Origin of the sequence: Rhodococcus sp. NPDC059968, assembly GCF_042738615.1 — a bacterium.
In the GTDB taxonomy this organism is placed as follows: Bacteria; Actinomycetota; Actinomycetes; order Mycobacteriales; family Mycobacteriaceae; genus Rhodococcus_F.
In genome coordinates this window covers 121988-148770 of record NZ_JBHWUE010000001.1, presented here as the reverse complement: position 1 = coordinate 148770, position 26783 = coordinate 121988, and the positions used below count along the sequence as shown (strand labels likewise).

General features: G+C 67.2%; 25 protein-coding genes. 16 read left to right on the top strand and 9 right to left on the bottom strand.

Annotation, left to right across the window (positions count from 1 at the left end):
• The first annotated feature begins 106 nt into the window (after nt 1–106).
• From ACFWAY_RS00685 to ACFWAY_RS00675, 3 genes are all read left to right on the top strand, one after another.
• Entirely contained in the window at nt 107–958 is an 852-nt protein-coding gene (locus ACFWAY_RS00685) for an SDR family oxidoreductase (protein ID WP_378509520.1), read from the top strand.
• Nucleotides 955–1683: an acetoacetate decarboxylase family protein gene (locus ACFWAY_RS00680; RefSeq protein WP_378450888.1), complete on the top strand. Its 729-nt coding sequence runs from the start codon at nt 955–957 to the stop codon at nt 1681–1683. Before ACFWAY_RS00685 ends, ACFWAY_RS00680 begins: the two co-directional genes overlap by 4 nt.
• Before the next feature lie 160 nt (nt 1684–1843).
• Nucleotides 1844–3874, top strand: a complete 2031-nt coding sequence (locus ACFWAY_RS00675) for a neutral/alkaline ceramidase (protein ID WP_378509519.1) — start codon at nt 1844–1846, stop codon at nt 3872–3874.
• Between the two features lie 18 nt (nt 3875–3892).
• Here ACFWAY_RS00675 and ACFWAY_RS00670 read toward each other — a convergent pair whose 3' ends face one another.
• Nucleotides 3893–4792 carry a LysR family transcriptional regulator gene (locus ACFWAY_RS00670; protein ID WP_378450886.1) on the bottom strand — a complete coding sequence of 300 codons (900 nt, stop codon included), beginning with the start codon at nt 4790–4792 and terminating at the stop codon, nt 3893–3895.
• A gap of 110 nt (nt 4793–4902) precedes the next feature.
• Between ACFWAY_RS00670 and ACFWAY_RS00665 the strand changes: the two genes are divergently transcribed.
• The 8 genes from ACFWAY_RS00665 to ACFWAY_RS00630 all read left to right on the top strand — a co-directional run bounded on the left by ACFWAY_RS00665 (nt 4903) and on the right by ACFWAY_RS00630 (nt 13825).
• The gene (locus ACFWAY_RS00665) at nt 4903–6384 is read left to right on the top strand and encodes an aldehyde dehydrogenase family protein (protein WP_378509518.1); all 1482 of its coding nucleotides are present in this window, start codon (nt 4903–4905) and stop codon (nt 6382–6384) included.
• Nucleotides 6381–8099 (top strand): hypothetical protein, encoded by a 1719-nt coding sequence (locus ACFWAY_RS00660; RefSeq protein ID WP_378509517.1) that lies wholly within the window; start codon nt 6381–6383, stop codon nt 8097–8099. Before ACFWAY_RS00665 ends, ACFWAY_RS00660 begins: the two co-directional genes overlap by 4 nt.
• Complete coding sequence (locus tag ACFWAY_RS00655; protein ID WP_378450883.1) at nt 8099–9103, top strand: membrane dipeptidase; 1005 nt, start codon at nt 8099–8101, stop codon at nt 9101–9103. Before ACFWAY_RS00660 ends, ACFWAY_RS00655 begins: the two co-directional genes overlap by 1 nt.
• A complete protein-coding gene (locus ACFWAY_RS00650; protein WP_378509516.1) occupies nt 9100–9852 on the top strand; it encodes a hypothetical protein in 753 nt (250 codons plus the stop codon). The genes ACFWAY_RS00655 and ACFWAY_RS00650 overlap by 4 nt, the downstream gene beginning before the upstream one ends.
• A complete protein-coding gene (locus tag ACFWAY_RS00645) occupies nt 9845–10249 on the top strand; it encodes a RidA family protein (RefSeq protein ID WP_378509515.1) in 405 nt (134 codons plus the stop codon). Before ACFWAY_RS00650 ends, ACFWAY_RS00645 begins: the two co-directional genes overlap by 8 nt.
• Nucleotides 10250–10360: 111 nt before the next feature.
• The gene (locus ACFWAY_RS00640; protein WP_378450880.1) at nt 10361–11701 is read left to right on the top strand and encodes an MFS transporter; all 1341 of its coding nucleotides are present in this window, start codon (nt 10361–10363) and stop codon (nt 11699–11701) included.
• Between the two features lie 251 nt (nt 11702–11952).
• On the top strand, nt 11953–12801 hold the full coding sequence (locus tag ACFWAY_RS00635) for an amino acid-binding protein (RefSeq protein WP_378509514.1): 849 nt from the start codon (nt 11953–11955) through the stop codon (nt 12799–12801).
• 52 nt (nt 12802–12853) lie between these two features.
• Nucleotides 12854–13825 (top strand): YncE family protein, encoded by a 972-nt coding sequence (locus ACFWAY_RS00630; protein ID WP_378509732.1) that lies wholly within the window; start codon nt 12854–12856, stop codon nt 13823–13825.
• A gap of 2 nt (nt 13826–13827) precedes the next feature.
• On the opposite strand, the gene ACFWAY_RS00625 is transcribed toward ACFWAY_RS00630, so the two are convergent.
• On the bottom strand, nt 13828–15027 hold the full coding sequence (locus ACFWAY_RS00625) for an MFS transporter (protein ID WP_378457025.1): 1200 nt from the start codon (nt 15025–15027) through the stop codon (nt 13828–13830).
• 155 nt (nt 15028–15182) lie between these two features.
• On the opposite strand from ACFWAY_RS00625, the gene ACFWAY_RS00620 reads away from it, so the two are divergent.
• Entirely contained in the window at nt 15183–15626 is a 444-nt protein-coding gene (locus ACFWAY_RS00620) for a MarR family winged helix-turn-helix transcriptional regulator (RefSeq protein ID WP_378509513.1), read from the top strand.
• Between the two features lie 42 nt (nt 15627–15668).
• On the opposite strand, the gene thpD is transcribed toward ACFWAY_RS00620, so the two are convergent.
• Genes thpD through ACFWAY_RS00600 form a run of 4 tightly spaced genes read right to left on the bottom strand, consistent with a single transcriptional unit; the run spans nt 15669 to nt 18811 of the window.
• Nucleotides 15669–16583, bottom strand: a complete 915-nt coding sequence (gene thpD / locus ACFWAY_RS00615; protein WP_378509512.1) for an ectoine hydroxylase — start codon at nt 16581–16583, stop codon at nt 15669–15671.
• Nucleotides 16584–16628: 45 nt separating this feature from the next.
• Nucleotides 16629–17306, bottom strand: a complete 678-nt coding sequence (locus ACFWAY_RS00610) for a GntR family transcriptional regulator (protein WP_378457023.1) — start codon at nt 17304–17306, stop codon at nt 16629–16631.
• Nucleotides 17293–18033 carry a maleate cis-trans isomerase gene (locus ACFWAY_RS00605; RefSeq protein WP_378457022.1) on the bottom strand — a complete coding sequence of 247 codons (741 nt, stop codon included), beginning with the start codon at nt 18031–18033 and terminating at the stop codon, nt 17293–17295. The genes ACFWAY_RS00610 and ACFWAY_RS00605 overlap by 14 nt, the downstream gene beginning before the upstream one ends.
• Nucleotides 18034–18067: 34 nt before the next feature.
• Nucleotides 18068–18811 carry an Asp/Glu/hydantoin racemase gene (locus ACFWAY_RS00600; protein ID WP_025431791.1) on the bottom strand — a complete coding sequence of 248 codons (744 nt, stop codon included), beginning with the start codon at nt 18809–18811 and terminating at the stop codon, nt 18068–18070.
• Between the two features lie 80 nt (nt 18812–18891).
• Here ACFWAY_RS00600 and ACFWAY_RS00595 point away from each other — a divergent pair, with 80 nt between their 5' ends.
• From ACFWAY_RS00595 to ACFWAY_RS00580, 4 genes are all read left to right on the top strand, one after another.
• The gene (locus tag ACFWAY_RS00595) at nt 18892–19866 is read left to right on the top strand and encodes a D-2-hydroxyacid dehydrogenase (RefSeq protein WP_378509511.1); all 975 of its coding nucleotides are present in this window, start codon (nt 18892–18894) and stop codon (nt 19864–19866) included.
• Nucleotides 19867–19902: 36 nt separating this feature from the next.
• Nucleotides 19903–21273: an amidase gene (locus tag ACFWAY_RS00590; protein ID WP_378457020.1), complete on the top strand. Its 1371-nt coding sequence runs from the start codon at nt 19903–19905 to the stop codon at nt 21271–21273.
• Nucleotides 21274–21414: 141 nt separating this feature from the next.
• Nucleotides 21415–22905 (top strand): protein kinase family protein, encoded by a 1491-nt coding sequence (locus ACFWAY_RS00585; protein ID WP_378509510.1) that lies wholly within the window; start codon nt 21415–21417, stop codon nt 22903–22905.
• On the top strand, nt 22902–23249 hold the full coding sequence (locus ACFWAY_RS00580) for a YidH family protein (RefSeq protein ID WP_378457018.1): 348 nt from the start codon (nt 22902–22904) through the stop codon (nt 23247–23249). Before ACFWAY_RS00585 ends, ACFWAY_RS00580 begins: the two co-directional genes overlap by 4 nt.
• Here ACFWAY_RS00580 and ACFWAY_RS00575 read toward each other — a convergent pair.
• From ACFWAY_RS00575 to ACFWAY_RS00565, 3 genes are all read right to left on the bottom strand, one after another.
• A complete protein-coding gene (locus ACFWAY_RS00575; protein ID WP_378509731.1) occupies nt 23241–24125 on the bottom strand; it encodes a formylglycine-generating enzyme family protein in 885 nt (294 codons plus the stop codon). The two genes, ACFWAY_RS00580 and ACFWAY_RS00575, sit on opposite strands and share 9 nt — an antisense overlap.
• Nucleotides 24126–24201: 76 nt before the next feature.
• Nucleotides 24202–25146 (bottom strand): HAD family hydrolase, encoded by a 945-nt coding sequence (locus ACFWAY_RS00570; RefSeq protein WP_378457017.1) that lies wholly within the window; start codon nt 25144–25146, stop codon nt 24202–24204.
• A 5-nt stretch (nt 25147–25151) separates the two neighbouring features.
• Nucleotides 25152–26690, bottom strand: a complete 1539-nt coding sequence (locus ACFWAY_RS00565) for an arylsulfatase (RefSeq protein WP_378457016.1) — start codon at nt 26688–26690, stop codon at nt 25152–25154.
• Nucleotides 26691–26783 lie beyond the last annotated feature (93 nt).

The following is a 26783-nucleotide window of genomic DNA, read 5'->3' as shown; positions in this document are numbered from 1 at the left end:
GCCCCGATAATAGAACGTGTTCCTACTATGACGCAGTGGTATAGCGGCAAGTTTCACAGATCCTCGGCCCGATAATTGACACGAGTTCTATCACCTGGAGGTGTACGTGGTTACCAACGACGGCAGCAGCGGGCTCGCGAAGACGTCCGTACTCGTCACCGGCGGCGGCAGTGGCATCGGACTGGGCGTCGCCACGTCCCTCGCGGCCGACGGCGTCCACGTCACGATCTGTGGTCGCAACGTGGAGAAACTGGCACGCGCAGCGGAGCAGATCACCGCCGGCGATCCCGCGGGGACCGTCGACACGGTCACCGCCGACGTCACGAACGAGGACGACGTCATCCGCGCGGTCGCCACAGCGGGTGAGCGCACCGGGCGACTCGACGGCGTCGTCACGTGCGCAGGCGGGAACGAAACGGTGGGACCCGTGACCCAGCTCGACGTCGACGCGTGGCGGCGGACCGTGGACCTGAACATCACCGGCACCATGCTGACGATCAAGCACTCCGCGCGGGCGCTCGTCGCCGGGGGCGGCGGTTCCATCGTCACCATCTCCTCGATCGCGAGCAGCAACACGCACCGCTGGTTCGGCGCATACGGTCCGTCCAAGGCGGGAGTCGACAACCTGACGCAACTCGCCGCCGACGAGCTCGGGGCGAGCAACGTCCGCGTCAACTGCATCCGCCCCGGGCTGACCCGCACCGACCTCGTCGCGCTCATCACCGACGGCGGACCCGTCCTCGACGACTACCTGGCCAACACCCCGATCGCACGGGTCGGCGAGGTCACCGACATCGCCGCGCTCGCCAAGTTCCTCCTCGGTCCCGACTCCACCTGGATCACGGGTCAGATCATCAACGTCGACGGCGGCCAGATGTTGCGTCGCGGGCCCGACTTCACCTCGATGTTCGAGCCCATGTTCGGCGCCGACGGTCTGCGCGGGGTGGTCGCGCCGTGACGTCGCATCAGGTTCTCGGCAAGCAGGTCGACATGCCCGTGGAGATCCGGGCCGCGTCGGCGTTCATGGCGATGTATTCGGTGCCGACCGCCGCCGCCCAGTCGCTGATCGACTACACCGGCCTCGAGATCCTGCAGTTCCGGCCGGGACGCGGCATCTGCGTCCTTGTGTTCGTGGACTACGTGGACGGCGACCTCGGGCCGTACAACGAGTTCGGGGTGGCATTCCTCGTCCGCGACCACAGGGCCGACGGCACCTCGGTCCCGCAGGACCTGAAGTCGCTGGCCCAGGGCCGGGCGGGTGCGCTGATCCATCGGCTGCCGGTCGACGGCGACTTCACCCTGGCCGCCGGCCGCGGCATCTGGGGCTTCCCGAAGGTCCTGGCCGATTTCGACGTCGACCACACCGGTTCCGTCAAGCGCGGTTCGGTGAGCCGGGACGGCCGGCTGATCGCCCAGCTGAGCGTCAAACCGGGAATTTCGTTGCCGGGTTCGGGGGTCAGCACGTCGCTCTCCGCCTATTCGCATCTCGACGGACTCACCCGATTCACCACCTGGGACATGAACCCGACCGGGGTCCGGTCCCGGCCCGGAGGGGCGGAGCTGAAACTGGGCAGCCACCCGATCGCCGACGAACTGCGGTCGCTGGGAATTCCGAAACGGGCACTCGTCACGTCCTCGATCCCCGAATTGAAGATGACGTTCGGGGACGCGCGACCCGTCTGACCGCACGTGAGTGGCGAAGTGTGCGCGCGCACGCTTCGCCACTCACATGGGGTGGGGTTGCACCGAGCACCGAACTGGGGTCCAATACCGGCTACGGTTCTGGACGCTTGACCAATTCGTGGCACCCCCGGGGGGACGGCCGCCGAAAGGACGATCGGTAGTGCAGATCAGACGACGCAGCGTGCTCGCGGGGGCGGCCCTGACTCCGGCGTTCGCCGCGCTCGGTTCCGGGACGGCAGCCGCGATTCCCGACCCCGACTCCGAATTCCTCGTCGGTGTCGGCATTTCCGACGCCACCGGGCCGGTCGCCGACGTCGGGATGATGGGGTACTCCAGTTTCGAGCAGCGCGCGGAGGGATTGCACCAGCGGACCCGTGCGCGGGCGTTCGTGTTCGCCGAGCCCGGCCGGCAGCGCGTGGTCTACGCGTGCGTCGACGTGTGCATGATCTTCCAGTCCGTACACGACGCCGTGCTGGCCCGGCTCGTTGAACTCCACGGCGACCTGTACACCGAGCGGAACGTCATGCTCACGGCGGTGCACTCCCACGCGGCGTGCGGCGGCGCGTCCCACGACTACGCCTACAACCTCGCCGTGCTCGGCCACAACCGTCAGGTGTTCGACGCCGAGGTCGGCGGCATCGTCGAGGCGATCACCGCCGCGCACGATTCCCTCGCACCCGGTTCGGTGTCGTACGGCCGCGGCGAACTCACCGATGCCAGCGTCAACCGTTCGCGGATCGCCTTCGACCGCAACCCCGCCGAGGACCGGGACTACTACCCCCTGGGCATCGACACGTCGATGCGGGTCCTGCGAATCACCCAGGGCGGCAAAGATGTCGGGGCGATCAACTGGTTCCCCACCCACGGCGCTTCCCTCACCGACACGAACCATCTGATCTCCGGTGACAACAAGGGCGCGGCCGCCTACTTCTGGGAGCACGACCACGAGGGTGTCCGTTACCTCGACGACCAGAAGCCGCATTTCGTCGCCGCGTTCCCGCAGACGAACACCGGCGACATGTCCCCCAACCTCGACCTCCGGCCCGGCCACGGACCCACCGACGACGAGTTCGAGAACACCCGCATCATCGGGCAGCGGCAGGTCGCGGCCGCACGCACGGCGTGGGGGTCGGCGTCGGAGATCCTCACCGGCGGCGTGGACAGTCGAATCATGTACCTCGACATGGCGAATCAGGAGGTCGGCGGCGAGTTCACTCCCGACGGCCGCACCTACCGGACGTCCCCCGCGTGTGTCGGCGCCGCCATGAGCGCGGGCAGCACCGAGGACGGTCCGGCCATCCCGATCTTCCCGGAAGGCACCACCAACCCGCTCGTCGACGCACTCGGCGGGATGGACGCGCCGATCCCGCAGTGGCTGCAGGATGCGCAGGCCCCGAAACTCGTGCTGGTGGCCGTCGGTCTGCTGCCACCCGACGGGTGGGTTCCGCACGTGCTGAAGATTCAGATCGTCCGCATCGGCGGCGTGTACGTCGTGGGCGGCCCGGCGGAATTCACGATCGTGTCCGGGCTGCGGATCCGCCGCACCGTCGCCGACAGACTCGGCGTCCCCTTGGAGAACGTGATCCTCCAGGGCTACGCCAACTCGTACGCGAGTTACTGCACCACCCCGCAGGAGTACGACGCGCAGCAGTACGAGGGCGGCTCGACCCTGTTCGGCCGATACACGCTGCCCGCGTACCAGCAGGGATTCGCGGCGCTCGCCGACGCTTTGCGCACCGGCAGCGACGTTCCCCGCGGCCCGGCGCCCCGCGACCTGTCGCAGTTCCAGCCGTACGTCGGTCCGGGCGTCGACCGCGACGAACCACCCGCAGGCCGCGCCTTCGGCGACGTGCTGACCCAGCCCGCCGCGAAAGTGACAGCAGGCGAACAGGTCGCGGTCGAGTTCGTCACCGGCCACCCTCGGAACGACCCGCGCCGACGTGGAACGTTCCTCGAGATCCAGCGCCGCGGCGGCGACGGCTGGGTGCGTCACGCCGACGACGGCGACTGGTCCACCAAGTACCGTTGGACGCGCACCGGGTCGAACCAGTCGGTCGCGCGCATCACGTGGGACGTCCCGGACGGAACACCCGCCGGGCGCTACCGCGTGCAGCACTTCGGCAACAGCCGCGACGCGGCAGGGGCGATCACCGCGTTCACCGGGACGTCGAACGAATTCGAGGTCGGGTAGCCGCCGAACTGCGAGCGCCTACCGGGTTTCGTCCGTCAGGTCGAGGGACGATGCGACGTCGAGGAAGTGCCGGATCGCCGGGACCTGTTGTCTGTCGGCGCGATACGCGACCGAGACGGTAGAGGCCGCCTGCGGATCCGCGAGCGCCACGTACCGCAGGTCCGGTAGGTGCAGGGCCCTGAGACTGGCGGGGACGATGGTGACGCCGGTGTTCGCGGCGACCAATCCGAGGAGGGTGGGAAACTGCAGCGCCTCCTGGGCGGCTTCCAACCGGAAGCCCGCGTGATGGCACAGGGCGGCGATGTGGTCGTAGAGTCGCGAAACCTGGCCTCGTGGAAAGGTGAGGAACCGTTCGTCGCGCAATTCGACGAGCCGCACCGACGTCCGGTTCGCGAAGGGATGCGACGAGTGCATCGCGACCAGCAGCGGCTCGCGGGTCAGCGGTCGCACGACGATGCCCTCCGCGCGGTCGACTTCACGCACCAGTCCGATGTCGAGGATTCCGTCGGCGATCCCGGACAGTTGACGGTCGGTCGTCGACTCGGACAGTTCGACCTGGACACCGGGCCACGCCTGCTGCAGGGCGAGCACCGTGGCGGGGACGATTCTCAACGCCGCGGAACTGACGAATCCGATGCGGAGCAGCCCGACCTCACCGTGCGCGACCTGCTCCACTGCCGCCAGCGCATGATCGGCTTCCGCGAGGACGCGTCGGCCCTCGTCCAGGAGCACCCGGCCCGCGTCGGTCAGCTCGACGCGTCGCGTGGTTCTCTCGAACAGAGTGGTTCTCAGTTCCTTCTCGAATTTGCTGATCTGCTGACTGAGCGCCGGCTGTGCGATGTGCAGGCGTTCCGCGGCGCGCCTGAAGTTCATCTCCTCGGCCACCGTGACGAAATATCGAAGCTGCCGCAGTTCCACGCGATTGATACTTGCAACTTATCAGTCGGTTGACAATAGGTACTTCTGCGCGGTGTGTGCCCGGCCTAGCGTTGAGGGCACCGAATCACCATGCGATCGAGGAGTCAGCAGTGGAGCACCACGTCACCGCGCCGGACACGGACAACTTTCTACGCCACCTGATCGGCGGTGCCTGGGTGGACGGCGAAGGTCCGGTCACCACGACGACGAACCCGTCCGACGAGACCACCGTCGCCGAATACCACCAGGCCGACACCCGTCTCCTCGATGCAGCGGTATCCGCTGCGGTCTCGGCTCGGCGGGAGTGGGACGACCGCGGGATCATCGCCCGCGGACTGGTCCTTCGCCGGGCCGCCGAAATCCTGGCCGAGCGCGCGGACGCGATCGCGGAGCTGATGACCCGGGAGCAGGGCAAGACCCTCCCCGAATCGCGCGCCGAAGTCGGGGCCACCGTCGAGACCCTCTACTACCACGCAGCGCAGGCGAGGAACGCCGACGGCGCCACCTACCCTTCTTCTCATCCCGACGAGGTGATTCGGACGGTCCGCCGGCCGCTCGGCGTGGTCGCCGCCATCACTCCGTGGAACTTCCCGCTCCAGATCCCGGCCTGGAAGCTGGCGCCGGCGCTGCTCTGGGGCAACACGGTCGTCTGGAAACCCGCCAGCGACACGGTTGCGGTGGCCGCGGCCTTCGCCGAAGTTCTTGCCGCAGCGGGTGTCCCGGGAGGTGTCCTCAACATGATCCTGGGTCCCGGCCCGATCGGCGCCGAACTGGTTGCCCGGGAGGAGGTCTCCGGAGTCACCTTCACCGGGTCGGTACCGGTGGGGAGGTCGATCCAGGCTGCCGCCGTGCCCCGCGGCGCGAAGGTCCAGATGGAGCTCGGCGGCCACAACGCGGCAATCGTGCTCCCCGACGTCGATCCGCACGACGCAGCAGCCGTGTTGATCGCCGGTGCGATGGGAAGCACCGGTCAGAAATGTACGGCGACGAGAAGGATCATCGCGGTCGGCGACGCCTACGACGCACTCGTTCCCGAGCTCGTCGCCCGCGTCGAGGAACTCGTGGTCGGCGACGGACTGGCACCCGAGTCGCAGATCGGCCCGCTCGTCTCGCCCCGCGCCGCAAAGGAGGTAACCGCCGCGGTCGACCAGGCGCTGTCCGAGGGCGCCGAATTGCTGGCGCGTGCACCACTGCCCACCTCGGGCCCGGCGTTCGTCGCCCCCACCCTGCTCGCCGGCAGCACCGAATTGACCATCTGCCGAGAGGAGGTGTTCGGCCCGGTGACCACGATCTTGCGCGCGAAAGACCTCGACGAGGCCATCACCGTCGCGAACGCAACACCCTTCGGCCTCACCGCCGCGGTGTTCACCTGCGACGAGCGCGCCGTTCGTCGCTGCATTCGTGACCTCGAAGCGGGACTGATCAAAGTCAACGCCCCCAACACCGGGTCCGAACTCCACGCTCCCTTCGGCGGACTCAAGGACTCGTCCTTCCCCGCTCCCCGCGAGCAGAACGCGGCAAGCAGCGCCGAGTTCTTCACGTGGAGCAAGATCGCCTACGCCCGCACCGGAACGCCGAGGAGCGACGCATGAGGCCGACCGACACGCTCCGCCGGACGCAGACCCTGGCGCGATCGCCCGAGCAGGTCCTGGACCCGGCCGACATGGGAGCGGCACGCTACACCCGGCACAGTTTCGCCCGGTCCTTCCTCCGAACGGCGGCCGCGCAGAACTGGCGGGTGGAACGTGAGCGGTGGGACGTCGACGGCGCCGGCCGCGGAGAGATCGTGTACCTCGTCGTCATCGGTTCACACGAGGTGCGATTCGTCGTGTTCTCGACGACGCTCACCGAGAGCGATCGAACCGATCGTGTCATCGCCAAGGCCTGGGACGTCACCGGCGCCCTGATCGAGGGACCACTGACCGAGAGCCGATTGCGCGCATTGCGTGTGCAGGTACCGCGTCAGGAAGAAGGCCGGGCGGACGACGGCACTCTCATCTGGACGCGAGCGAACCGCAGTGCCCGATTCTTCGACTACGTCGTCGACCGCCTCTCCGAGGGCACTCAACCGGACATCACGACCATGGGCGATGCCGCCTACATTCTTCGGAGTACCGCGTTCTACAGCAACGGAAAGTTCGGGCTCGCAGATTTCGATCGGCTCGATGCCGACCATCCCTTGCGTCTACCCTACCGGGCACACATGTTGACCGCCTGGTTGTTGCGCGAGCTCAGCTACGACCTCGTCGAGCACTGTGCCCGGGCCCGAAACCGTCTGTCGGTGAAGCTGTCCGGAGACTGGCGACGCTACCTCGGGCTCGGCAACGCAACGGGTCTCGGCATGGTGCCCTACGTGATCAACCACCCGCACGTGCTCGACGCCTGGTGTGCCACGCGCGAGTTGCCGCTCGCTCACGCACTGGCACAGGCGACCACGCCCGCCGATCGACGCATCCACGCTGCCGGGGACCTGCTCGAGCGGGCCGTACACTACTTCCGCGAGCGCGAAGACCTGGCGACTGCGCCCTTCGTCCCGTGCGGCGAACTCTCATCCCAACTCGAACCACTCCGGGCCATGCTGGCCGAGTACATCGACAGCGGGACGATCAGCGGGGAGGCAACGACCCATGCGTGGCGGACGCTCCACAAGCACGCGGCGACAATCGGTCCCGAGGCCCGCGGTGTCGTGGACAGCGTGATCGTCGAGGTACATCCTCAACTCGACGCCGAGGTCGAGGAGTTGCTGTGCTGCGATCAGCGGCAGGACGTCGATCCCGCGCAGACCTGCGCCCAGTTGCGCTCCGCCCTCCGAGAGCGCTACGGGTGGGTGCGGCGCTTCGACTTCGACGATCCCGACGAGCTGGCCCATTTCTGGTTCTCCTCGGAGAACAACGAGGAGCCGCGTCGCGGACGCAGGGGCATCGATCCCGGCGAGAATGTCGAGCATCCGATCGACATCGCCCGGTGCGTCGCCTCTCTGGACCGCGATCTCGCGTCGGTGCATGACGAAGCGTCGGTCGCCGCCTTTCTCGTCGAGCATCCATGGCACCGCGGCATAGTCGCCCGAGTCCAGACGCTCGCCGATATCCCGTATTCCGAAGCACACGACAACCTGCTCGCCGAGAAGTTCCTTCCCCTGAATCTGCAGAGATTCCAACTGGCGATGTACGGAATGGACAATTACAGCCCGCAATCGACCGACTGGCTCCGCGTGACCCTCTACTCGGGAGCTCCACGGGCCGACGACGTCGCCGCCGGAGTCGACGACGACTGGATCTTCACCCGCAAGCCGCGAAAGGATTCCTAGTGCACACGCTCACTCACTCCGACCTGCTGGTGGTGGACGGACTTCAGATCAACAACTGGGATCGGAAGGTCCTCGAGGAACTCCGCGCCGGTGGCGTCACGGGTGTGAACGCCACCTGCGCGGTGTGGGACGGGCCGACCGACACCCTCGGCGCCGTCGCGCAGTGGTATCAACTCGCCGCCGACAACAAAGACATCGTCACCCTCGCGGAGACGTCCGAAGACATTCGCGCGGCGAAGCGGGACAACCGGATCGCCGTACTCCTCGGGTTCCAGAACTCCTCGCCGTTCGGGGACGACTACCGGATGGTGGAGATCTTCCATCGCCTGGGCGTTCGTGTCGCGCAACTTACCTACAACATTCAGAACCTGGCGGGCGGCGCCTGCTACGACGAGCACGACTCGGGTCTCACCGCGTTCGGGCGCATCATGGTCGCCGAGATGAACCGGGTGGGGATGCTCGTCGATCTCTCCCACGTCGGTAACCGCACCTGCCTGGATGCGATCGCCGCATCCGAAAAGCCTGTCGCAATCACCCATTCGAACCCGACGTGGTTCGTCGACAGCCCCCGCAACAAGCCGGACGACGTCATCGACGCGCTGGCCGCCCGTGGCGGCGTGATCGGCTGCTGTCTCTACCCCAACGTTCTCGGCGGGGAGGCTACCTCCAGTTCCGACTTCGCGGTCATGGTCGCACGACTCGTCGACCAGATCGGACCCGACCACGTCGCGATCGGGAGTGACTGCACCCGAAACTGGTCGGAGGACTACGTCGCGTGGTTGCGCAACGGTCGCTGGCGACCGCCCAGTCAGAATCCGGTCGAACCCGAGTGGCCGATGTGGCCGAACTGGTTTTCGGGCCCGTCCGACTTCCCGGTTCTCACCGAGTGCCTGCAGGACGTCGGACTCGACGACGAGACCATCGCGAAGATTCTCGGGGAGAACTGGCTGCGGATCTTCGACGACGTCTTCCCCGGCTTGCACGAGACACAGGAACGCCGATGACCGACATGCTCACCCACACATCCGAGCACGACGCACTCCCGACCGTGGACAACCGAATCAGGTTGGCGGTGCGCGAGGTTCGCGAGACCGCCTTCCGCGCGCTGTACGCGGCCGGGGTCAGCTCCGGCGAGGCCGGCGCCGCGGCCGACACGGTGACGGCGATGCAACTCCACGCGCGAACCGGGATCGACACTCTCCTGGACACGCTGTCCCGGCTGGATTCGACAATCGGTCCCGCCGGTGTGACGCTGTCGAGAAATTCCACTGTCGACATCGTCGACCACTCGCTCCGGAGCGCTCTGCTGTCGGGACCCCTGGCGGTCGACCTCGCGCTGTCGCAATCACGACAGGTTCTGCTGTCCCGGATCGACGACCACGAGGCCGTCGACTGGTACGCCCTCCGCGCCGCCTCCCGGTCCGGCACGACACTGTGGCTGGTCACTCTCGATGACCTTGGGTGGCACACAAACGCGACGGTCGTGACAGCAGCCGGCGACATGTACCGCGACGTCGCCGTCACACCCGCGCTCGAATGCGGCGCAGCAACCACCAGTGAGCACGGCGGAGGCACGCTCGTCCTGACCGCACCACACACTACCGACACGACCCGTCCCGACCACACCGCCGCCGAACGGGAGACGCGATACCGCCACGCCGTCTCCTACGGCCTCTTCGTCGACACCGCGAAGTGGTCGCGGGCGTACGCGCTCGGCAGGCGATTCCTCGTCCCGGAGGCAAACCATGACTGACCAGCGTGAACTCGTCGCTCATCCACGCGGCACCGAACGACCGTACTCGAGAGCCGCAGTGTTCGCCGGCACCATCTGGGCGTGCGGGCAGATCCCCACCACTGCGGACGGACAGACCCCGGCCGCGATCGGAGATCAGGTCAAGGTCGCACTCGACAATCTGGAAGCGACGCTCCTGGCTTCGGGTGGCGGGCTGCACACGCTCCTGAAGACTACGGTGTACCTGGCCGATCTCTCGGAGTTCGACGAATACAACGCAGCGTATCTCGACCGGCTGGACGGGATTCCACTACCGCCACGGACGACCGTGGAGGTCGCGCGCTTCCGCGGCAGCACGAGAATCGAAATCGACGCGGTTGCAGCCGTCGACCACCGAATTGATAAGCACGGAGCATGAATTGGTAGGAGATTGGTAATTCCGCGCCGCCGATTCACTTCCTAATGTGGCAGCAACCACATCACGTGGGGACCGACCCTCAAGCCCACACCCCCCGATGGGATTCCTCAGATGAACCTCGACACCACCGTCACCGCCCGATCGGGCGTCACACTGGACAACGCCAGGCTCAACGGCTTTCACGCCAAACTCGCCCTGTTCTCCTCGGGCGGACCATTTCTCGACGGCTACATCCTCAGCATCATCGGCATCGCGATGGTTCAGATCCAGGCGCAATGGGACATGAGCGCGCTCTGGGCGGGCCTCATCGGGTCTTCGGCTCTCATCGGCGTCTTCCTCGGTGGTGCCGTGTTCGGCGCAGTGACCGATCGGATCGGCCGAAAGTTGATGTACACCATCGACCTGATCGTGATCATCGTCTGCTCGGTGCTGCAATTCTTCGCGGCGGACGAAATGCAACTGTTCATACTGCGCTTGATCATCGGTATCGCAGTCGGCGCCGACTACCCCATCGCCACCGCCCTGGTGACGGAGTTCGCACCGAAGGCGTGGCGCGCCAAACTCGTCGGCGGACTGAATGCCATGTGGTTCGTCGGCGCCACCACCGCCGCGTTCGTGGGCTACCTTCTCCTCAGCCATCCCGATGGCTGGAAGTGGATGCTGCTGTCCTCGGCGGTTCCCGCCACCCTGATCGTGATCGCGCGCACGAGCATCCCCGAGTCGCCGCGCTGGCTTCTCAGCAAGGGGCGTTCCGCGGAGGCACTGACGGTGTTGCGTAAGACGATCGGAAACGATGCGACCCTGGACGATCTGCCTGACGAGGAAGGGACCACCTCGATTCGAGGGCTGATGCGCGGCGGGTACCTGCAGCGGGTCGTCTTCATTTCGATCTTCTGGACGTGCACGATCGTGACCCTGTTCGCCATCTACGCATTCGGACCGCAGATCCTCGAGCTCTTCAACCTCGGCTCCGGGAATCTGGCCCACATCGGCTACGGGCTGATCAACCTGTTCTTCCTCATCGGCAATGTCGTCGCACTGCTGCTCGTCGATCGGCTCGGTCGCCGGCCGATCTTGATCTGGGGGTTCGTGCTCTCCGGTCTCGGATTGCTCTTCCTCGCGATCAAGCCGGACGCCGGCCTGTGGGTGATCGCGTTCGCATTCGCGATCTACGCGCTCTTCAACGGCGGACCCTCCATCCTCGAATGGATCTACCCCAACGAACTGTTCCCCACCGAGGTGCGGGCCACTGCGGTCGGCCTCTGCACGGGAATCAGCCGGATCGGCGCGGCGATCGGCACCTTCGCCACCCCATGGGCGCTGTCCAATCTCGGGCTCTCCGCAACCATGTACATCGCCGCGGGCATTGCCGCGGTGGGAGCGCTCGTCAGCTTCCTCATGGCCCCGGAGACCCGGGGAACGGACCTGAGCGACGCCGCCTCACTGCGCTGAGCGCTCCGAATCACGCTGCGCTGAGCGCTCCGAATCACGCCGCTGCTGCCGGGCGCCTGTCCCCGGTGGCAGCGGCGTCACCATGTCCACGCGCGTTCGGCCACCTCGGAGCGTGCCCCCGCTCACAGGCGGCGGTGCGGTGTCACGCCCACCACATTGTCGTTGCACCCCAACTTATTTCACGATCATCTGTCACACCGCCGACCGTGCGATGAAACTACCCGGCAATACTTCCGGACGACAGTGGGTGCATGAACGATGCCGAGAGAGAACCTGGAGTTCATGTCAACGCGTGCGAGGCGTGCGGTCGGCTTCCGCACCCCCGTCGCGTCCGCCTGGCGCTCGCGAAGCTGTGCGCCGTCTTTCCCGTCGAACTACTGCTCCATGCCTTGGTCATTCATTTTCACGTCTCCTATCTGATGACCGTCACGGTGCTGACCGTCAGCACCACGGTGCTGGTGATCTGGGTGGTGGAGCCGTCGGCGATGAGACTGCTCGGCGGCTGGCTGCACGGTCCGCCCGACGGCAAGCACGGCCATCTCCGGACCGGGCAGTCGCTGTGGCGCATCCGTGTCCGGGTGAGCGACCAACCGGGACAGCTCGAATCGCTGGCCCACAACCTCGCGAAGCTGGACGCGAACATCCTGACCGTGCACGTCCATCACCTGGACGGCGGTTCGCTCGACGAGTTGATCGTCGGGGCGTGCCGCGAGACGTCACCGGAGGCACTCTCGCATGCCGTCCGGGCCGGAGGCGGACGCAGTGTGGGGATCTGGCCGGCGTCGGCGCTCGCGCTGATCGACGGCCAGACCAAGGCGCTGACGTTGGCGTCGCGGGTGGCCGCCGATCCGTCCGAACTGCCCCTGTCGATCGCGGAACTCCTCGGTGCCCAGTACGTCGATTCGCGGGTGAGCGACTATCCGTCCACGGCGGCGTCCGTCGAGATCCCGTCGGGAGATGGTGAGCCGCTCGTCTTCGTGCGGCCGGCGGACGAGCCGTTCACTCCTGCCGAGGTCGCCCGCGCTCGTCGCCTCAGCGAGCTGGCGCAGCGAGCACGCGAGACCGCGAACTCGGGGGGACTCGCCGAGCCTGCCTCCTGATCTTGCGGACATCCCGGACGACGGCCTGGGTGCGAGAGACACTACGACGGTGATCCTCGCCCGCACTTCGACTGTCCTGACGATCGGCGTCGCCACGCTCGGCCTCCTGGCCACCACCGCCGGTGCGGCACCGACGTACGCCGTCACCGCCACCGTTCCCGTCGGGCAGACGCCGATGCAGGTGGCGGTCGCACCCAACGGCGCCGTCACATACGCCACGAACTCCGGGGGCAACAGCGTCTCCGTCATCGACACCGCGACGAACGCCGTCACCGCCACCGTCCCGGTGGGCGGCGCACCCACCGGGATCGCCGTCACCCCGAACGGTGCGCGGGCGTTCGTCGTGAATACCGCCGACCGGACCGTGTCCGTGATCGACACCGCCACCAACACCGTGGCGGCCACTATCCCGATCGGCGAATTCGCCTTGGCGGTCGCGGTATCCGCAGACGGGGCCCACGCCTACGTCACCAACGGCGTCGAGAGCACCGTCTCCGTGATCGACACCGCCACGAACACGGTGACCGCCACGGTTCCGGTCGGCGCCTTCCCCATCCAGCTCGCGACCAACGGCACGCACGTGTACGTCACCAACTCCTCCGACAACACGGTGACGGTGATCGACACGGCCACGACCACCGTCGTCGACACGATCCCCGTCGCCTCCCACCCCAGCGCGGTGACGGCCACGAACGACCGCGCCTACGTGCGGAGCGGCGCGGAGATGTCGGTGATCGACGCGGGCACCAACACGGTGACCGCCACGTTCGGCGTCGACGGGACGATGGGCGGCGCCGCGGTGACCGCGGACGGAAACACGCTGTACGTCATCGACTCCGAGGGTGGGGCCGTCACGGTCTTCGATCCAGTCACCAATGCCGAGGTGACGTCGCTCGCCGTCGGCGGCAGCGCCGGTGGCGTCGCGGTCTCCGCCGACGGCACGAAGGCCTACGCCAGCAGTCAGAACGACAACACGATCGCCACCATCACGCGCGCAACGGGCGACGCGACGCCGCCGCGCTGACGCTATACCGACACCACCGCCGGATCCGCCTCCACCGGCTGATCTTTCGACCGCCGGTCGAGTGCGGTGGCGAGGACGAGAACGGCGAGCGCACCCACGGTCAGTGCGGCACCCATCCAGATCGGGGACGTGAAGCCGAGTCCCGCGGCGATGGTGATGCCGCCGAGCCAGGCCCCGAGTGCGTTGCCCACGTTGAACGCGGCGATGTTCGCGCCGGACGCCATGGTCGGCGCCTGTGCCGCGTAGTTCATGATCCGCATCTGCAGTCCGGGGACGGTCGCGAAACCGAAGGCGCCCATGAAGAACAGGGCGACGATCGTCATCGGCTTGCTACCCGCGGTGAGGGCGAACACGACGAGCACGACGGTGAGCACGGCGAGGACCGTGATCAACGTGCGGGTGAGTGCCTTGTCGGCGGCCCGTCCACCGAGGACGTTGCCGACGAACAGACCGCCGCCGAAGAGCACGAGGAGCCACGGTACGCTGGTCGATGCGAATCCGCCGACCTCGGTGAGGGTGAACGCGATGTACGTGAACGCACCGAACATGCCGCCGAATCCGAGGATGGTGACGGCGATCGAGAACCACACCTGCGGAGACCGGAAGGCCCGCAGTTCGCTGCGCAGACCGGCGGATTCCGGTGCGTCCGCCGAACGGGACACGGACGGCACCAGCGCTGCGATGCCGATCAGCGCCACGACGCCGATGACGGTGATGGCCCAGAACGTGGAGCGCCAGCCGAACTGCTGGCCGAGGAACGTGCCGAACGGGACACCGAGAACGTTGGCGATGGTCAGTCCCGCGAACATCGTCGCGATCGCCCCTGCCCGCTTGCTCGCGGGTACGAGGTCGGCGGCGAGGACCGAGCCGATGCCGAAGAACGCGCCGTGGCACAGGGCCGCGAGGACGCGTCCGCCCATCATGACCTCGTACGTCGGGGCCAGCGCCGACAGCAGGTTGCCGCCGATGAACAGCACCATCAGCGCCTGGAGCACGCGTTTGCGGTCGAAGCGGGTGACCGCTGCCGTGATGACGATCGCCCCGATGGCGACGGAGAGTGCGTAGCCGGAGATGAGGTAGCCGGCCACCGACTCGCTCACCTGGAAATCGGCCGACACCTCCGGCAGCAATCCCATGATGACGAATTCGGTGAGACCGATCCCGAAGCCGCCCATTGCGAGGGCGAGCAGACCCAGTGGCATCGCAGCCACTCCTTTCGTACAGACTGAGAGATAAGAGCGCTAGCTCGAATACCGCGTCTGCATTAGTTGCAGGCGCGCCATAAATAGTTGCACACGCCTGCTATGTGCGCAAGCTGGTATTCTGACCTAGCACTCGTATCCACAGGAGGTGTCCCATGTCAGTCGCTGACGACGCCGTCGAGATCCGGTCGCAGGGATGGCGCACGCTCGCGGCCCTGCACGGGCTACTCGAGGCGGAGCTCGAGCGCGCCCTGCAGCGTGGGCACGATCTCTCGGTGGTCGAGTACACGGTGCTCGACGCACTCAGCCGCCAGGACGGCTGGCACATGCGCATGGCGCAACTCGCCCGCGCGGCGGCGCTGAGCAGCAGCGCCACCACCAGGCTGGTGAACCGTCTGGAGAACCGCGGACTACTCACCCGAATTCTGTGCGACGACGACCGTCGCGGCATCTACACCGAGCTCACACCAGCCGGCCGGGCCGCACTGGACGAGGCCCGTCCCACTCACGACGCCACGCTGGAAGCGGCGCTCGACCGGGCCGCCGACATTCCCGAGCTCGCCCACCTCGCCCGCGCCCTGCACGAAGTCCCCGCCTGACGTGAGTGGCAAAGCGTGCGGGAGCACGCTTTGCCACTCACGTCAGGACAGCGGCGTGAAGTCGCGTGACGCGATGTACTCCGGCCGCGGACGCGCCGCGGCGAACGGCTCGACGAGGGTGTTCTCGACACTGTTGAACACGAGGAACAGGTTCGACCGCGGATAGGGCGTGATGTTGTTCCCCGACCCGTGCATGACGTTGGAGTCGAACCACAGCGCGGTGCCCGCGGCGCCGGTGAACTGGTCGATCCCGAACTCCGCCGCCATCCGGGTCACGTCCTCACGACGCGGAACCCCGACCTCCTGCGCAACGAGAGACGACGTGTAGTTGTCGTCGGGAGTGGCGCCGACGCACTGGACGAACCGCTTGTGCGAACCGGGCATCACCATCAACGACCCGTTGAACGGGTAGTTCTCGGTGAGCGTGATCGAGCAGCTGACCGCCCGCGGGACCGGGAGACCGTCCTCGGCGTGCCAGGTCTCGAAGTCCGAGTGCCAGTAGAAGCCGGTGCCCTTGAAACCGGGCATCGAGTTGATCCGGCTCTGGTGGATGTAGACGTCGGAGCCGAGGAGTTGCCGCGCGCGGTCGAGAATCCTGCCGTCGCGGATCAGCTCGGCGATCACGTCGCTGCGCCGGTGCACGTCGAACACGGAACGAACCTCGTCGGTGCCGCGTTCGGTGATGACGCGTCCGCTGTCGCGCATCGCCGGGTCCCTGGACAGCCGGTCGACTTCCTCCCGGCACGACATCACTTCGCCCGAGTTCAGGAAATTGTCGACGATCGTGAAGCCGCGTGATTCGTGTCCGGCCAGTGCCGACGAATCGAACGGCCCGTCGGCGGGTCTGCCCCACACGGCGGGTTCGCTCCGTTGGAGCATGGACGGCTCGGCGGCGATCCGAGTCGGGTAGCGATCGTGGCGGTTGGTGTATCCCTGAACCTCAGCTACCTGAGTCATTGCCCCTCCTCGGCACTTACCTCTACTTCACTTTCTTCACTGTCGCTACGACGACAGAGTCTTCTGATCGGCGCGGAGCCGCTGGACGGCGTCGTCCAAGTGTTCGGCGAGCAGTTTCTGCACCTCTTCAGCCGTACCCGTCCGGATCGCCTCGCGCAGGGTCGCGTGTTCCTGCGCCTGCTCGCGGATGTCGTCGTACGTGGTCTGCAACGCACCCAGGCACATCCGTGTCTCGATCAGCAGCGTCCTCGCCGCCCGAATGAGCCGCGGGCTCTGCGAACTCTCCACCAGGATCTGATGGAACTGCTGGTCGGCGTCCGAGACTGCGGGGGCGTCGCCGCGCTCGGCCGCGGCCTGCATCACGAGCACGGTGGGTTCGAGCGCCAGGTAGGTGGCTTCCCGGCGGCCGTCGTCGAGAATCATCTCCAGCGCCCCGCGCTCGATGACCGAGCGGCTGCGGTACACGTCGACGACGTCGTCGAGGGTCAGCTCCGTCACGAAGATCCCGCGATGACGGATGCTGTGCAGTATGCCCTCGGACACGAGCCTCTGCATGGCTTCGCGCAGGGGCCCGCGCGAGACCTGGAAATGCGCGGCCAGTTCCGCCTCGCCCAGCTGTGCACCGGGTTCCAGCGCACCCTTCATGATGGCGACCCGTAGGCGGTCCGCGATGAATTCGGCAGTCGATTGACGACTGACGGGTTCCAGGTCAGTCAGAGCCATGACTGTGGCCTTTCTCGAACAAGGTTCCTAACGACGGGTTCACCGCCGTGTGGCCCGCAAGGCGCAGGCCTTCCCAGATGGTCACCTGGTTTGCCGTGAGGACCGGCTTGCCGAGGCGCTGCTCGAGAGTACTCAGCGCACCCAGCGTTCTCATGGCCGTGTCGGGGATGAGCAGGGCTTCGGCGTCCGGGTGGTCGTTCTCCACCGCGAGGTCCACCACCGATTCCGGGCTGAGCAGACCGACCTCGGCCGCGGTGTCGATTCCCGCACTCGACATCGACAGCACCTCGATGCCGGCGGCGGCGAGGAACTCGACGAACAGCTTCGCGACGTCCTCCGGGTAGCTGGCGGCCACCGCGACGCGGGTGATCCCCAGCGCGTGCAGGGCGTTGACGAACGCGAAACTGGTGCTTGACGTGGGTACACCGGTGGCCGCGGCGAGCGTCTCGGCCTGCTGCTTCGCTCCGTCGGGGCCGTAGACGAAGCTGCCCGAGGTGCAGGCCCACACGACGGCGTCCGGCTTCTCCCCGGCGAGGAGTGCGGCCCCGCCGGCGAGCTTCTCAGGGCTCCCGAGGTCGAGCAGTTCGGGCACGGCGTGCAGGTCGGTGCCGTAGATGTGCACGACCGGCAGATCCACTCCGAGCATCTCCGCGGCGAAGGGGTAGTCGTCCTCGGCGGCGTGATCGGGGTAGATGAATCCCACAGTGGGGGTCGGCGTGCTCGTCATGCGTTCTCCTCTTTTCCTTGTCGTGAGGGTGATGTCAGAAGACGTTGCGAAGCCACTTGCCGGGGCCCGTCATGGGGAGTTTCATCCGGCCGAGACAGGCCCAGATCGTGAGCTGGTTGGCGGTGAGGACCGGTTTGCCGAGCTCCTGCTCGAGCGGGGCGATGACGTCGTAGGTCGGCAGATTCGTACAGCTGACGAAGATCGCCTCCGACCTGGGGTCGTCCGCGGCGATGATCCGCTCGGCGATCGTGCGGTAGTTGACCTTCCAGATGCCGCCGCCGAGCCCGAGATGATCGGAGCGAACCACCTCGGTGCCCGCCTCGTTCAGGAACGTGTGCAAGCGTTCGGTCAGCGGGGCGTCGTACGGCGTGATCACCGACAGCCTGCTCAGCTCGAGGTGCTCGATCGCCTCGACCAGCGCGCCGGACGTGGTGATCGCGTGCTGGGCGCCGGCCTCGCAGATCGCGTCGCACAGGGTTCGCTCGTATTCGAGGCCCTTGATGAAACTTCCCGACGTGCACAGATAGGCCACCACCTCGGGCTCGACGTGCAGGACGTCGCGCGTCGCCGCCATGAGGTGTCTTCGCTCGGACACGAGTTCGGCCATCTCCAGGCTGACGGGCACGGGTTCGTACGGCGTGCGCGCCAGATGCAGGCTCACCTCGAGGGGAGCCCATCGCCAGAGTTCTCGTTCGAGCGCCAGGTCGAACGGGGCGATGATGCCGATTCCCCGTTGCGCGATAGGGCCCTCGAATTCGGGAATGTTCAGTTCCAACACCAGGCCTCACCTTCGTTTCGGCCATGCCTGAGCCTTTTCGGATTGTTGACAATCATACGAGTTACTCATACGGTGTCAACGTGAGTCGGAACCCGATCGTCGCGGTGCTACATGCCCACGTCCTGCCGAGCGACGAACTCATGGCACCGGTCGCGGCCCGTGCCGAAGTTCGCTACACCGGCAAGGCGGGGCTGAGCGACGCCCTCGACGGCGCGGACGTGCTGTTCCTCTACGACTTCCTCACCGACGCGGTGCCGGGAGCCTGGCACGCCGCCGGCTCCCTGCAGTGGCTGCACATCGCCGCGGCCGGCGTCGATCCCGTGATGTTCCCCGAGGCCCGCGACAGCGACGTCACGATCACCAACTCACGAGGCGTGTTCGACGGGGCGATCGCCGAGTACGTGCTCGCCCAGATCCTCTCGTTCGCGAAGGATCTGCCGGGCTCGCTGCGCCTCCAGCAGTCCCACACGTGGCAACACCGGGAATCCGAGCGGATCGCGGGCCGCACCGCCCTGATCGTCGGCACCGGTCCCATCGGCCGCGCGATCGCCCGGCTCCTCCGCGCGGCGGGGATGACGGTCAGCGGGTCGGGCCGCACCGCACGAAACGCCGACCCCGACTTCAGGACGGTCACCGCGGCGGAAGATCTCCAGGGGCAGCTCGCCGTCGCCGACTACGTGATCGCGGTGGCACCGCTCACCGAACAGACCCGCCACATGTTTCGCGACTCGACGTTCGCCGCGATGAAGCCGGGTGCCCGGTTCGTGAACGTCGGACGCGGCGAGCTCGTCCGCACCGACGACCTCGTCGCCGCGCTCCGGGCGGGGACGATCGCGGGCGCCGCGCTCGACGTGTTCGACACGGAACCGCTCCCCGCCGGCCATCCACTCTGGGACATGCCGAACGTCTCGATCACGCCTCACAATTCGGGCGACTTCGCCGGCTGGCGAGATCACCTCGTCACCGTGTTCACCGACAATTTCGAACGCTGGGTTGCGGGGTACCCGCTCGAGAACGTAGTTGACAAGAACCTCGGGTACGTACCGAGCCGATGAAGACAGGGCCCGAACGTCCAGGCTGAAGGAGTTCTCATGAATCCCACCGACATGACCGCCGTCGAACTGGTCACGGCCTACTCGTCCGGAGAACTTTCGCCGGTGGAAGCGACGCAGGCGATGCTCGACGCCATCACCGAGCGTGATCGCAGCATCAATTCCTACTGCCTCGTCGACGAGGAGCGGGCGCTCGCACAGGCCCGGAAGTCCGAGGAGCGCTGGAACACCGGATACGCCAAGGGACTGCTGGACGGCGTACCGATCTCGATCAAGGACATCTTCCTCACCGACGGCTGGCCGACACTCCGGGGATCACAGGCCATCGACGAGGACCAGCCGTGGAACGTCGACAGTCCCGTCGCCGCCCGGCTTCGCGAGGACGGGATGGTGTTCCTCGGCAAGACCACGACCCCCGAGATCGCCTGGAAGGCCGTGACCGACAGCGCCCTGTGCGGGATCACCCGCAACCCGGCCGACCCGACCAAGACGGCCGGTGGATCTTCGGGCGGCAGTGCCGCGGCGGTCGCAGCCGGTCTCGGTCCCTGCTCCGTCGGCACCGACGGCGGAGGCAGTGTGCGCATCCCCGCCTCGTTCTGCGGCGTCGTCGGTTTCAAACCGACCCACGGTCGCATCCCGCTGTTTCCGGCGAGCCCGTTCGGGCCGCTGGCACACGCCGGCCCCCTCACCCGCACGGTCGAGGATGCGGCACTGCTGATGGACATCATGTCGCTGCCCGACCCGCGCGACCCGACGGCGCTCGCCCCGTTCGCGACCACCTTCCGCGGCGAGATCGGCCGGGACGTGGTCGGACTCGGCGTCGCGTACTCCCCCACGCTCGGCTACGTGACCGTCGATCCGGAGGTCCGGGCGATCGTCGACCGGGCCGTGCAGGCCCTCGACGCCGCGGGCCTGCCGGTCACCGCCGCCGACCCCGGCTTCAGCGATCCGATCGAGGCCTTCGAACTGCTGTGGGCGGCCGGGGCCGCGGCCATGTTGAAGAACTTCCCGGAGGGCGCGCGCGACAAGGTCGACCCGGGGCTCGGCAAGATCTGGGAACGAGGCGAGAAGTTCACCGCGGTCGACTATCTCGACGCTCGCGCGGTCGCCGCGGACGTCGGCATCACGATGGGCAAATTCCATCTGACGCACAACGTCCTGCTCACACCCACCGTCCCGATTCCGGCTTTCGAGGCCGGTTACGACGTGCCGCCGGGCAGCGACCTCACCAGCTGGCCGCAGTGGACCCCGTTCACGTACCCGTTCAACCTGACCCAGCAGCCGGCGATCAGCATCCCCGTCGGCCGCACCGCAGCGGGTCTGCCGGTGGGTCTGCAGATCATCGGCCCCCGTCACTCGGACGACCTCGTACTCGCGGTCGCACGATACGCGGAGCACGTCCTCGGCTAGGTCGGCCGAAAAGCACACGGTTCGCTCGGCATCCGAGGATGATCAGCATTAGGCCCGGTGCTGCGCGAACGTCTGCTCTGCTTGCCGGGTGAGAGTTGCCTGACAGGGATTTTCGGGGTCGGGGAGAGCCCGGGAGAGTAGATGACAGCGACGCCGGTGTCCGGGGTCCCGCCGCATCCGCCGCAGGGCCCGGATCCGCTCGCCCCGGGCATGCTCGTCGCCACCCGATACCGGCTCCTCGGGCGGTTCGCCGGCCCCGACTGGGTGCAGTGGTGGCACGCGCACGACACCGAACTGCGCCGGGACGTCGCGCTCAGCCTCGTCGACTCGGCGCACGTCCGCGCCACCGACACGCGTCCGGATCCGGTGGCGCGCTTCTGCCGGAACACCACCGGAACCAGCTTCAGCCACGAGGGCCGGATCGCGCAGGTCTACGACATCGCGGCAGTCGGCGAACGGATCGCCGTGGTCGCGGAATGGACGCCCGGGTGGCGTGTCGCGGATGTTGCGCGCACGGTCCCGCGGCCGTTGGATGCCGCTCGCACCGTGCGGCACCTGGCCGCCGCGACCGCAGACGCACACCACTGCGGTGCCCGCATCTCACTCGATCATCCCAGCCGGGTGCGGATCTCCCGGGATGGACTCGCGGTCCTCGCCTTCCCTGCCACTCTTGCCGACGGCAGCGCGGCCGACGACGTCGCGGGGCTCGGTGCGCTGCTGTACGCCCTGTTGCTCGGCACGTGGCCGCTGTCCTCGTCCGGCGCGACCCGGGAGGCCGGGCTGCCCCCGGCGGGCCGGCGTGGTGACGGTTCCGTCGTCCCGCCGTATCGTGTGCGGCCCGCGATTCCGCGACGCTTGTCCGAAGTGGCGATGAATGCCCTTGCCCGGCGACCCGGGGTGGACACAGCACAGGGGGTAGTCGACGCCCTCGACCGCATCTTGGCGGACGCGCGGGCTCGCTCGGCATCCGCATTCGCCGTGACCACGAAGCGAGCCCGGCCGGCGCCCGCCAACCGGACCGCACGACCGAAGGCGCCACTTCCCGCGATGAGCGGAGCACTCGCCCTGATCGTTGCGGTCGGCGCCGCCGGGTGGGCGGTGGGCACCTCGTTCACCTCGTCGGACGCTCCCCCGGCCGCCGTCGCGGACAGCACGCTCAGCCGGATCGCGCCGGTTCCGGACCCCCTTCAGGCACCGCTCACCCCGTCGTCCGCGGCCGTCTACTCCCCTCTGCGCTTCCCCGACAACGGTGGCACCGCCTCCCTCGCCGTCGACGCAAACCCCGCGACGTCCTGGGCGACCGATCGCTATCCGCGGCAACTGCCTGCGCCGAAGAGCGGAGTGGGCCTGATCGTCTCGTTTCCCGGGCCCGTCGACCTGCGGACCGTCTGGATCGACTCCCCGACACCGGGCACCACGGTCGAGATCCGGACCGCGCCCGTCGCGTGGGCGAACATCGATCGCACCCAGGTGATCGGCGCCGCCACGCTCGGCGACGGGGTCACCGAGATCGTCGCCCGGCCGCCCGCACCCACCGACCGGGTCCTCATCTGGATCTCGGGGCTGTCGGCCGGCGAGTCCGGGTTCCAGTCGCGCCTGTCGGAGATCGGCTTCCTGGGTAGCGGCGCATGAGCCCCGACATCTTCGGCCCCATCCAGCCGAACACGGGTAGCACCGCGCGCGACCATCTCGCGAACGAGCGAACCTATCTCGCCTGGCATCGCACCGGTATCAGCGTGGCGGCACTCGGTGTGGCGGTGGCGAAGTTCGCACCGCACCGCGGCGGCCACGCCGTGGCTGCCGGATTGATCCTCATCGGCGCGGGGCTACTGGTCTCCGTCTACGGCACCGTCCGCTATCGGGTCATCAGCCGGCAGATCGAATCCGGGGTATTCGCACCGGCGACGTTCACCGCCGTGGTCACCTCCAGCGTCGTCACAGTGCTCGCGCTCCTCGCGGTGGTGGTCTTACTCTGACCCGGGCAGAGCCGTGACGCAGCGGAATCCGATGTGGCTCATCCCGGTGTCGATCATCTGCGGCCGTCGTGCCGCGGGCCGATACCGCCGGCAGTAGCTGTCCGCACACAGGAACGATCCACCCTTGATCACCCTGCGGGGCACCCGGAATTGGGGCTGCCGGGCGTCGAAGCTCTCCGACATGCCGGGCCCACGCGGATTGCGTGGCGCGCAGCACGACTCCGCTGTGTCATTGTGGCGATCCGAGTACCAGTCGGCGGTCCATTCCCACACGTTTCCCGCCATGTCGAACAGACCGTATTCGTTGGGAGGATAGCTACCGACGGCGGTCGTGGTGCCGTAGCCCGGGTCCGGGCGCCACGGGAACTCCCCGTGCCAGTAGTTCGCCCGCGGATGGGATTCGCTCTCGGGGGCGTCACCCCAGGTGAATTCGGCGTGGTCGAGTCCGCCGCGCGCAGCGGCCTCCCATTGCGCCTCGGTGGGGAGGGACCGCCCGGCCCACTGTGCGTACGCTGCCGCATCCTCGTGGGCGACGTGGACGACGGGATGCTGTTCGCGGCCGGTGATCGTCGACGCAGGTCCCGTGGGGTGTCGCCAGGACGCGCCGACGATCCAGGTCCACCATTGACTGAGGTGACGGAGATCGACCGGGCCCCGAGTGGGCGTGAACACCATCGATCCGGGTTGCAGGTTCTCGGCGGGAGCGCCGGGGAAATCGGCGGGATCGAGTGGACGCTCAGCGACCGTGACGTAGCCGGTGTCGCGAACGAACCGGGCGAATTGCGCAGTGGTGACCTGGTGGGTCTCGATGGCGAAGGCGTCGACCGCGACACGATGCGCGGGACCTTCTTCCGGATAGTGCCGATCGGAACCCATGGTGAAGGTCTGGGCGGGGATGCGACGGACTCCGGAGACGGTCTGGGCTTCCAACGACGCCTTCCCTTCTGCCTGATCAGGTGTCGGCCGGCGAGAAGACGCTCGTCCAATCGTTCTTCATGCTTACCACGGTCCAGTTCTTTTCTCGTGCGTGTTCGAGGGCCTGCTCGGCACCGGCGACATAGTCGAATTCGCGATCGGCGTCGTCGTGCAGGATCAGAGCCCGCAGCGACGGGCGATCGGGTTGCCCGGAGAACGCCAGCATCGGCAGGTCGCCGTTGGAGTTACCGACCGACAGGATCGGCCGGCGCCCGATCCGGCTCCAGATCCGGACCGGTTTCTCCGGTCCGTCGTCGAAGAAGTCCATCGCGGCCTTGTAGAGCAGGTCGGTCGCGTCCGGCCCCTCACGGTACGAGAGGCCGAGGGCGCTGCCGATGATGCGTTCCGGCGGAATTCCGTAGAGGCGCCCGGCGACCGGGCGCATGAAGTCCCGATCACCACCGGACGCGATGTAGACCGTGAAGCCGTTCGACTCGAGATAGCGCAGCAATTCGACCATCGGCACGTAGCCGCAGCCGTAGTACGGGCGGCCGAGCGTCGGGTGGTCGGCGCCGTCGAAGAAGGCCCGGACCCGGGCGTCGTAGTTCTCGACGGTGACCGAGTCGAACGCCTCGGTGACTGCGCCCATCAACAGTTTCAGGTCGCCGTCGTCGCCGTGATAGTGCTTCACCATCGCTGCGCCGAGCCACTGAAGGTCGTGTTCGAAGGCAGCCTTCCAGGGTTGCTTCTGCTGCAGATCGGGATCGCCTGCGGCCATCTCGGCCAGGCGCCGGATGGTGAAGTCGAGCTGGATGGGCATCGGCTTCTCACACCAGAGTGTGCCGTCGTTGTCGAACACGGCCACCCGGTCCGCGGGCTCGACGAAGTCCGGTCCGCCCGTTTCCGTCACCCTTCCGACGAAGTCCTCGATCGCGGACCGCGTCGAGCCGTCCGCCCAGGAATCAGCCAGCCCGGCGCCCATGTCGGTCAGTCCTTCGCCAGGAACGAGTGCAACTTCGCCACTGCGTGGTCGATCGTGAAGCTCGCCGGCTCCTGCCGCGGCGGAAATTCCTTGAAGGTTTCGAGGAATTGAGTGGTGATGAACGTTCCGTAGATGGCGATGTAGTCGTGGTCGAGGAACCAGTCCCAGTAGGTGTTCGACGTGCCGTCGGCGCGCTCGAACGGGTCGGTACGCAGATTGAACAGCTTGGGCACCCGTAACGCGGTGAACGGCTCCGCCCACAGCGCCATGGTGCCCCGCAACCGCTGCTCCATGAACACGATCTTCCAGTTGTCGAACCGGATGCCCAGCACGTCGCAGTCGTCGGAGAAGTAGATCATTCCCCGGCGCGGCGACGTCTCGACCTCACCGGTGAGATACGGGAGCAGGTTGTAGCCGTCGATGTGCACCGTGAACGTTTTCTCGCCGATCGTGTGCCCGGTCTTCAGTTGCTCGACGACCTCGGGTGCACCCGCGGCGGCGAGGAAGGTGGGAAGCCAGTCGTGGTGCTGAACGATCTCGTTGGACACCACGCCGGCGGGGATCCTGCCCGGCCAGCGGATCACCTCGGGGACTCGGAACGCACCCTCCCAGTTGGTGTCCTTCTCACTGCGGAACGGGGTGGTCGCGCCGTCCGGCCAGGTGTTCGCGTGGGGACCGTTGTCGGTGCTGTAGATGACGATGGTGTTCTCGGCGAGGCCGAGTTCGTCGACCGCGTCGAGCAGTAGGCCGACATGCTTGTCGTGATCGATCATGGTGTCGTGGTACGGCGACTGCCAGTGCCCGGCCTGGCCGATGCTTTCCGGTTTCGTGTGGGTCCGCAGGTGCATATGCGTGGTGTTCATCCACACGAAGAACGGGGTCTCCGCTTCCTTCTGCCGCGTGATGAAGTCGATTGCCGCCGACACCGTCTCGTCGTCGATGGTCTCCATTCGCTTCTTGTTCAGCGGACCGGTGTCCTCGATGCGTTGCTTCCCGAGCGGCCCGTACCGCGGATCGACCTCGCCGGCGTCTTCCTCGGTGGCCCAGGTATGGAGCACACCGCGCGGCATGACCAACTCGTGCAGTTTCGGATAGTCCAGTGCGCTGGGAAAGTCGGGGAGTTCGGGTTCTTCCTCCGCGTTCAAGTGGTAGAGGTTGCCGAAGAACTCGTCGAATCCGTGCACGGTCGGCAGATACTTGTTCAGGTCACCGAGATGATTCTTGCCGAACTGCCCGGTGGCGTATCCGAGAGGCTTGAGCAGTTCGGCGATGGTCGGGTCGTCGGGCGACAATCCGACGTCGACTCCCGGGATTCCCACCTTGCTCATACCGGTGCGGTACACGCTCTGACCGGTGATGAACGACGCGCGACCCGCCGTGCAACTCTGCTCACCGTAGGAGTCGGTGAACTTCATGCCCTCGTCGGCGAGGCGGTCGATGTTCGGCGTCCGGTACCCCATCAGTCCGTCGCTGTAGCAGCTGAGATTGGTGATACCGATGTCGTCGCCCCAGATGACCAGGATGTTGGGTTTCGCGTCCGTCATCTGTCTCTCCTCGCGTCATCGGGGGAATCGCAGTCCTGACGTTGCTCCCACTACACCCGGGGCCACATCACCCGTGCCGGGTGAGAACGTCGT

Bases quoted from the DNA above. Each gene is read 5' to 3' on its own strand.
- ACFWAY_RS00660 (WP_378509517.1), top strand. From the start codon at position 6,381: ATGAGGCCGACCGACACGCTCCGCCGGACGCAGACCCTGGCGCGATCG.
- ACFWAY_RS00645 (WP_378509515.1), top strand. From the start codon at position 9,845: ATGACTGACCAGCGTGAACTCGTCGCTCATCCACGCGGCACCGAACGA.
- thpD (WP_378509512.1), bottom strand. From the start codon at position 16,583: ATGACTCAGGTAGCTGAGGTTCAGGGATACACCAACCGCCACGATCGC.
- ACFWAY_RS00575 (WP_378509731.1), bottom strand. From the start codon at position 24,125: ATGGGTTCCGATCGGCACTATCCGGAAGAAGGTCCCGCGCATCGTGTC.
- ACFWAY_RS00590 (WP_378457020.1), top strand. From the start codon at position 19,903: ATGAATCCCACCGACATGACCGCCGTCGAACTGGTCACGGCCTACTCG.
- ACFWAY_RS00620 (WP_378509513.1), top strand. From the start codon at position 15,183: ATGTCAGTCGCTGACGACGCCGTCGAGATCCGGTCGCAGGGATGGCGC.
- ACFWAY_RS00640 (WP_378450880.1), top strand. From the start codon at position 10,361: ATGAACCTCGACACCACCGTCACCGCCCGATCGGGCGTCACACTGGAC.
- ACFWAY_RS00650 (WP_378509516.1), top strand. From the start codon at position 9,100: ATGACCGACATGCTCACCCACACATCCGAGCACGACGCACTCCCGACC.
- ACFWAY_RS00580 (WP_378457018.1), top strand. From the start codon at position 22,902: ATGAGCCCCGACATCTTCGGCCCCATCCAGCCGAACACGGGTAGCACC.
- ACFWAY_RS00605 (WP_378457022.1), bottom strand. From the start codon at position 18,033: ATGACGAGCACGCCGACCCCCACTGTGGGATTCATCTACCCCGATCAC.
- ACFWAY_RS00610 (WP_378457023.1), bottom strand. From the start codon at position 17,306: ATGGCTCTGACTGACCTGGAACCCGTCAGTCGTCAATCGACTGCCGAA.
- ACFWAY_RS00585 (WP_378509510.1), top strand. From the start codon at position 21,415: ATGACAGCGACGCCGGTGTCCGGGGTCCCGCCGCATCCGCCGCAGGGC.
- ACFWAY_RS00570 (WP_378457017.1), bottom strand. From the start codon at position 25,146: ATGGGCGCCGGGCTGGCTGATTCCTGGGCGGACGGCTCGACGCGGTCC.
- ACFWAY_RS00635 (WP_378509514.1), top strand. From the start codon at position 11,953: ATGAACGATGCCGAGAGAGAACCTGGAGTTCATGTCAACGCGTGCGAG.
- ACFWAY_RS00625 (WP_378457025.1), bottom strand. From the start codon at position 15,027: ATGCCACTGGGTCTGCTCGCCCTCGCAATGGGCGGCTTCGGGATCGGT.
- ACFWAY_RS00565 (WP_378457016.1), bottom strand. From the start codon at position 26,690: ATGACGGACGCGAAACCCAACATCCTGGTCATCTGGGGCGACGACATC.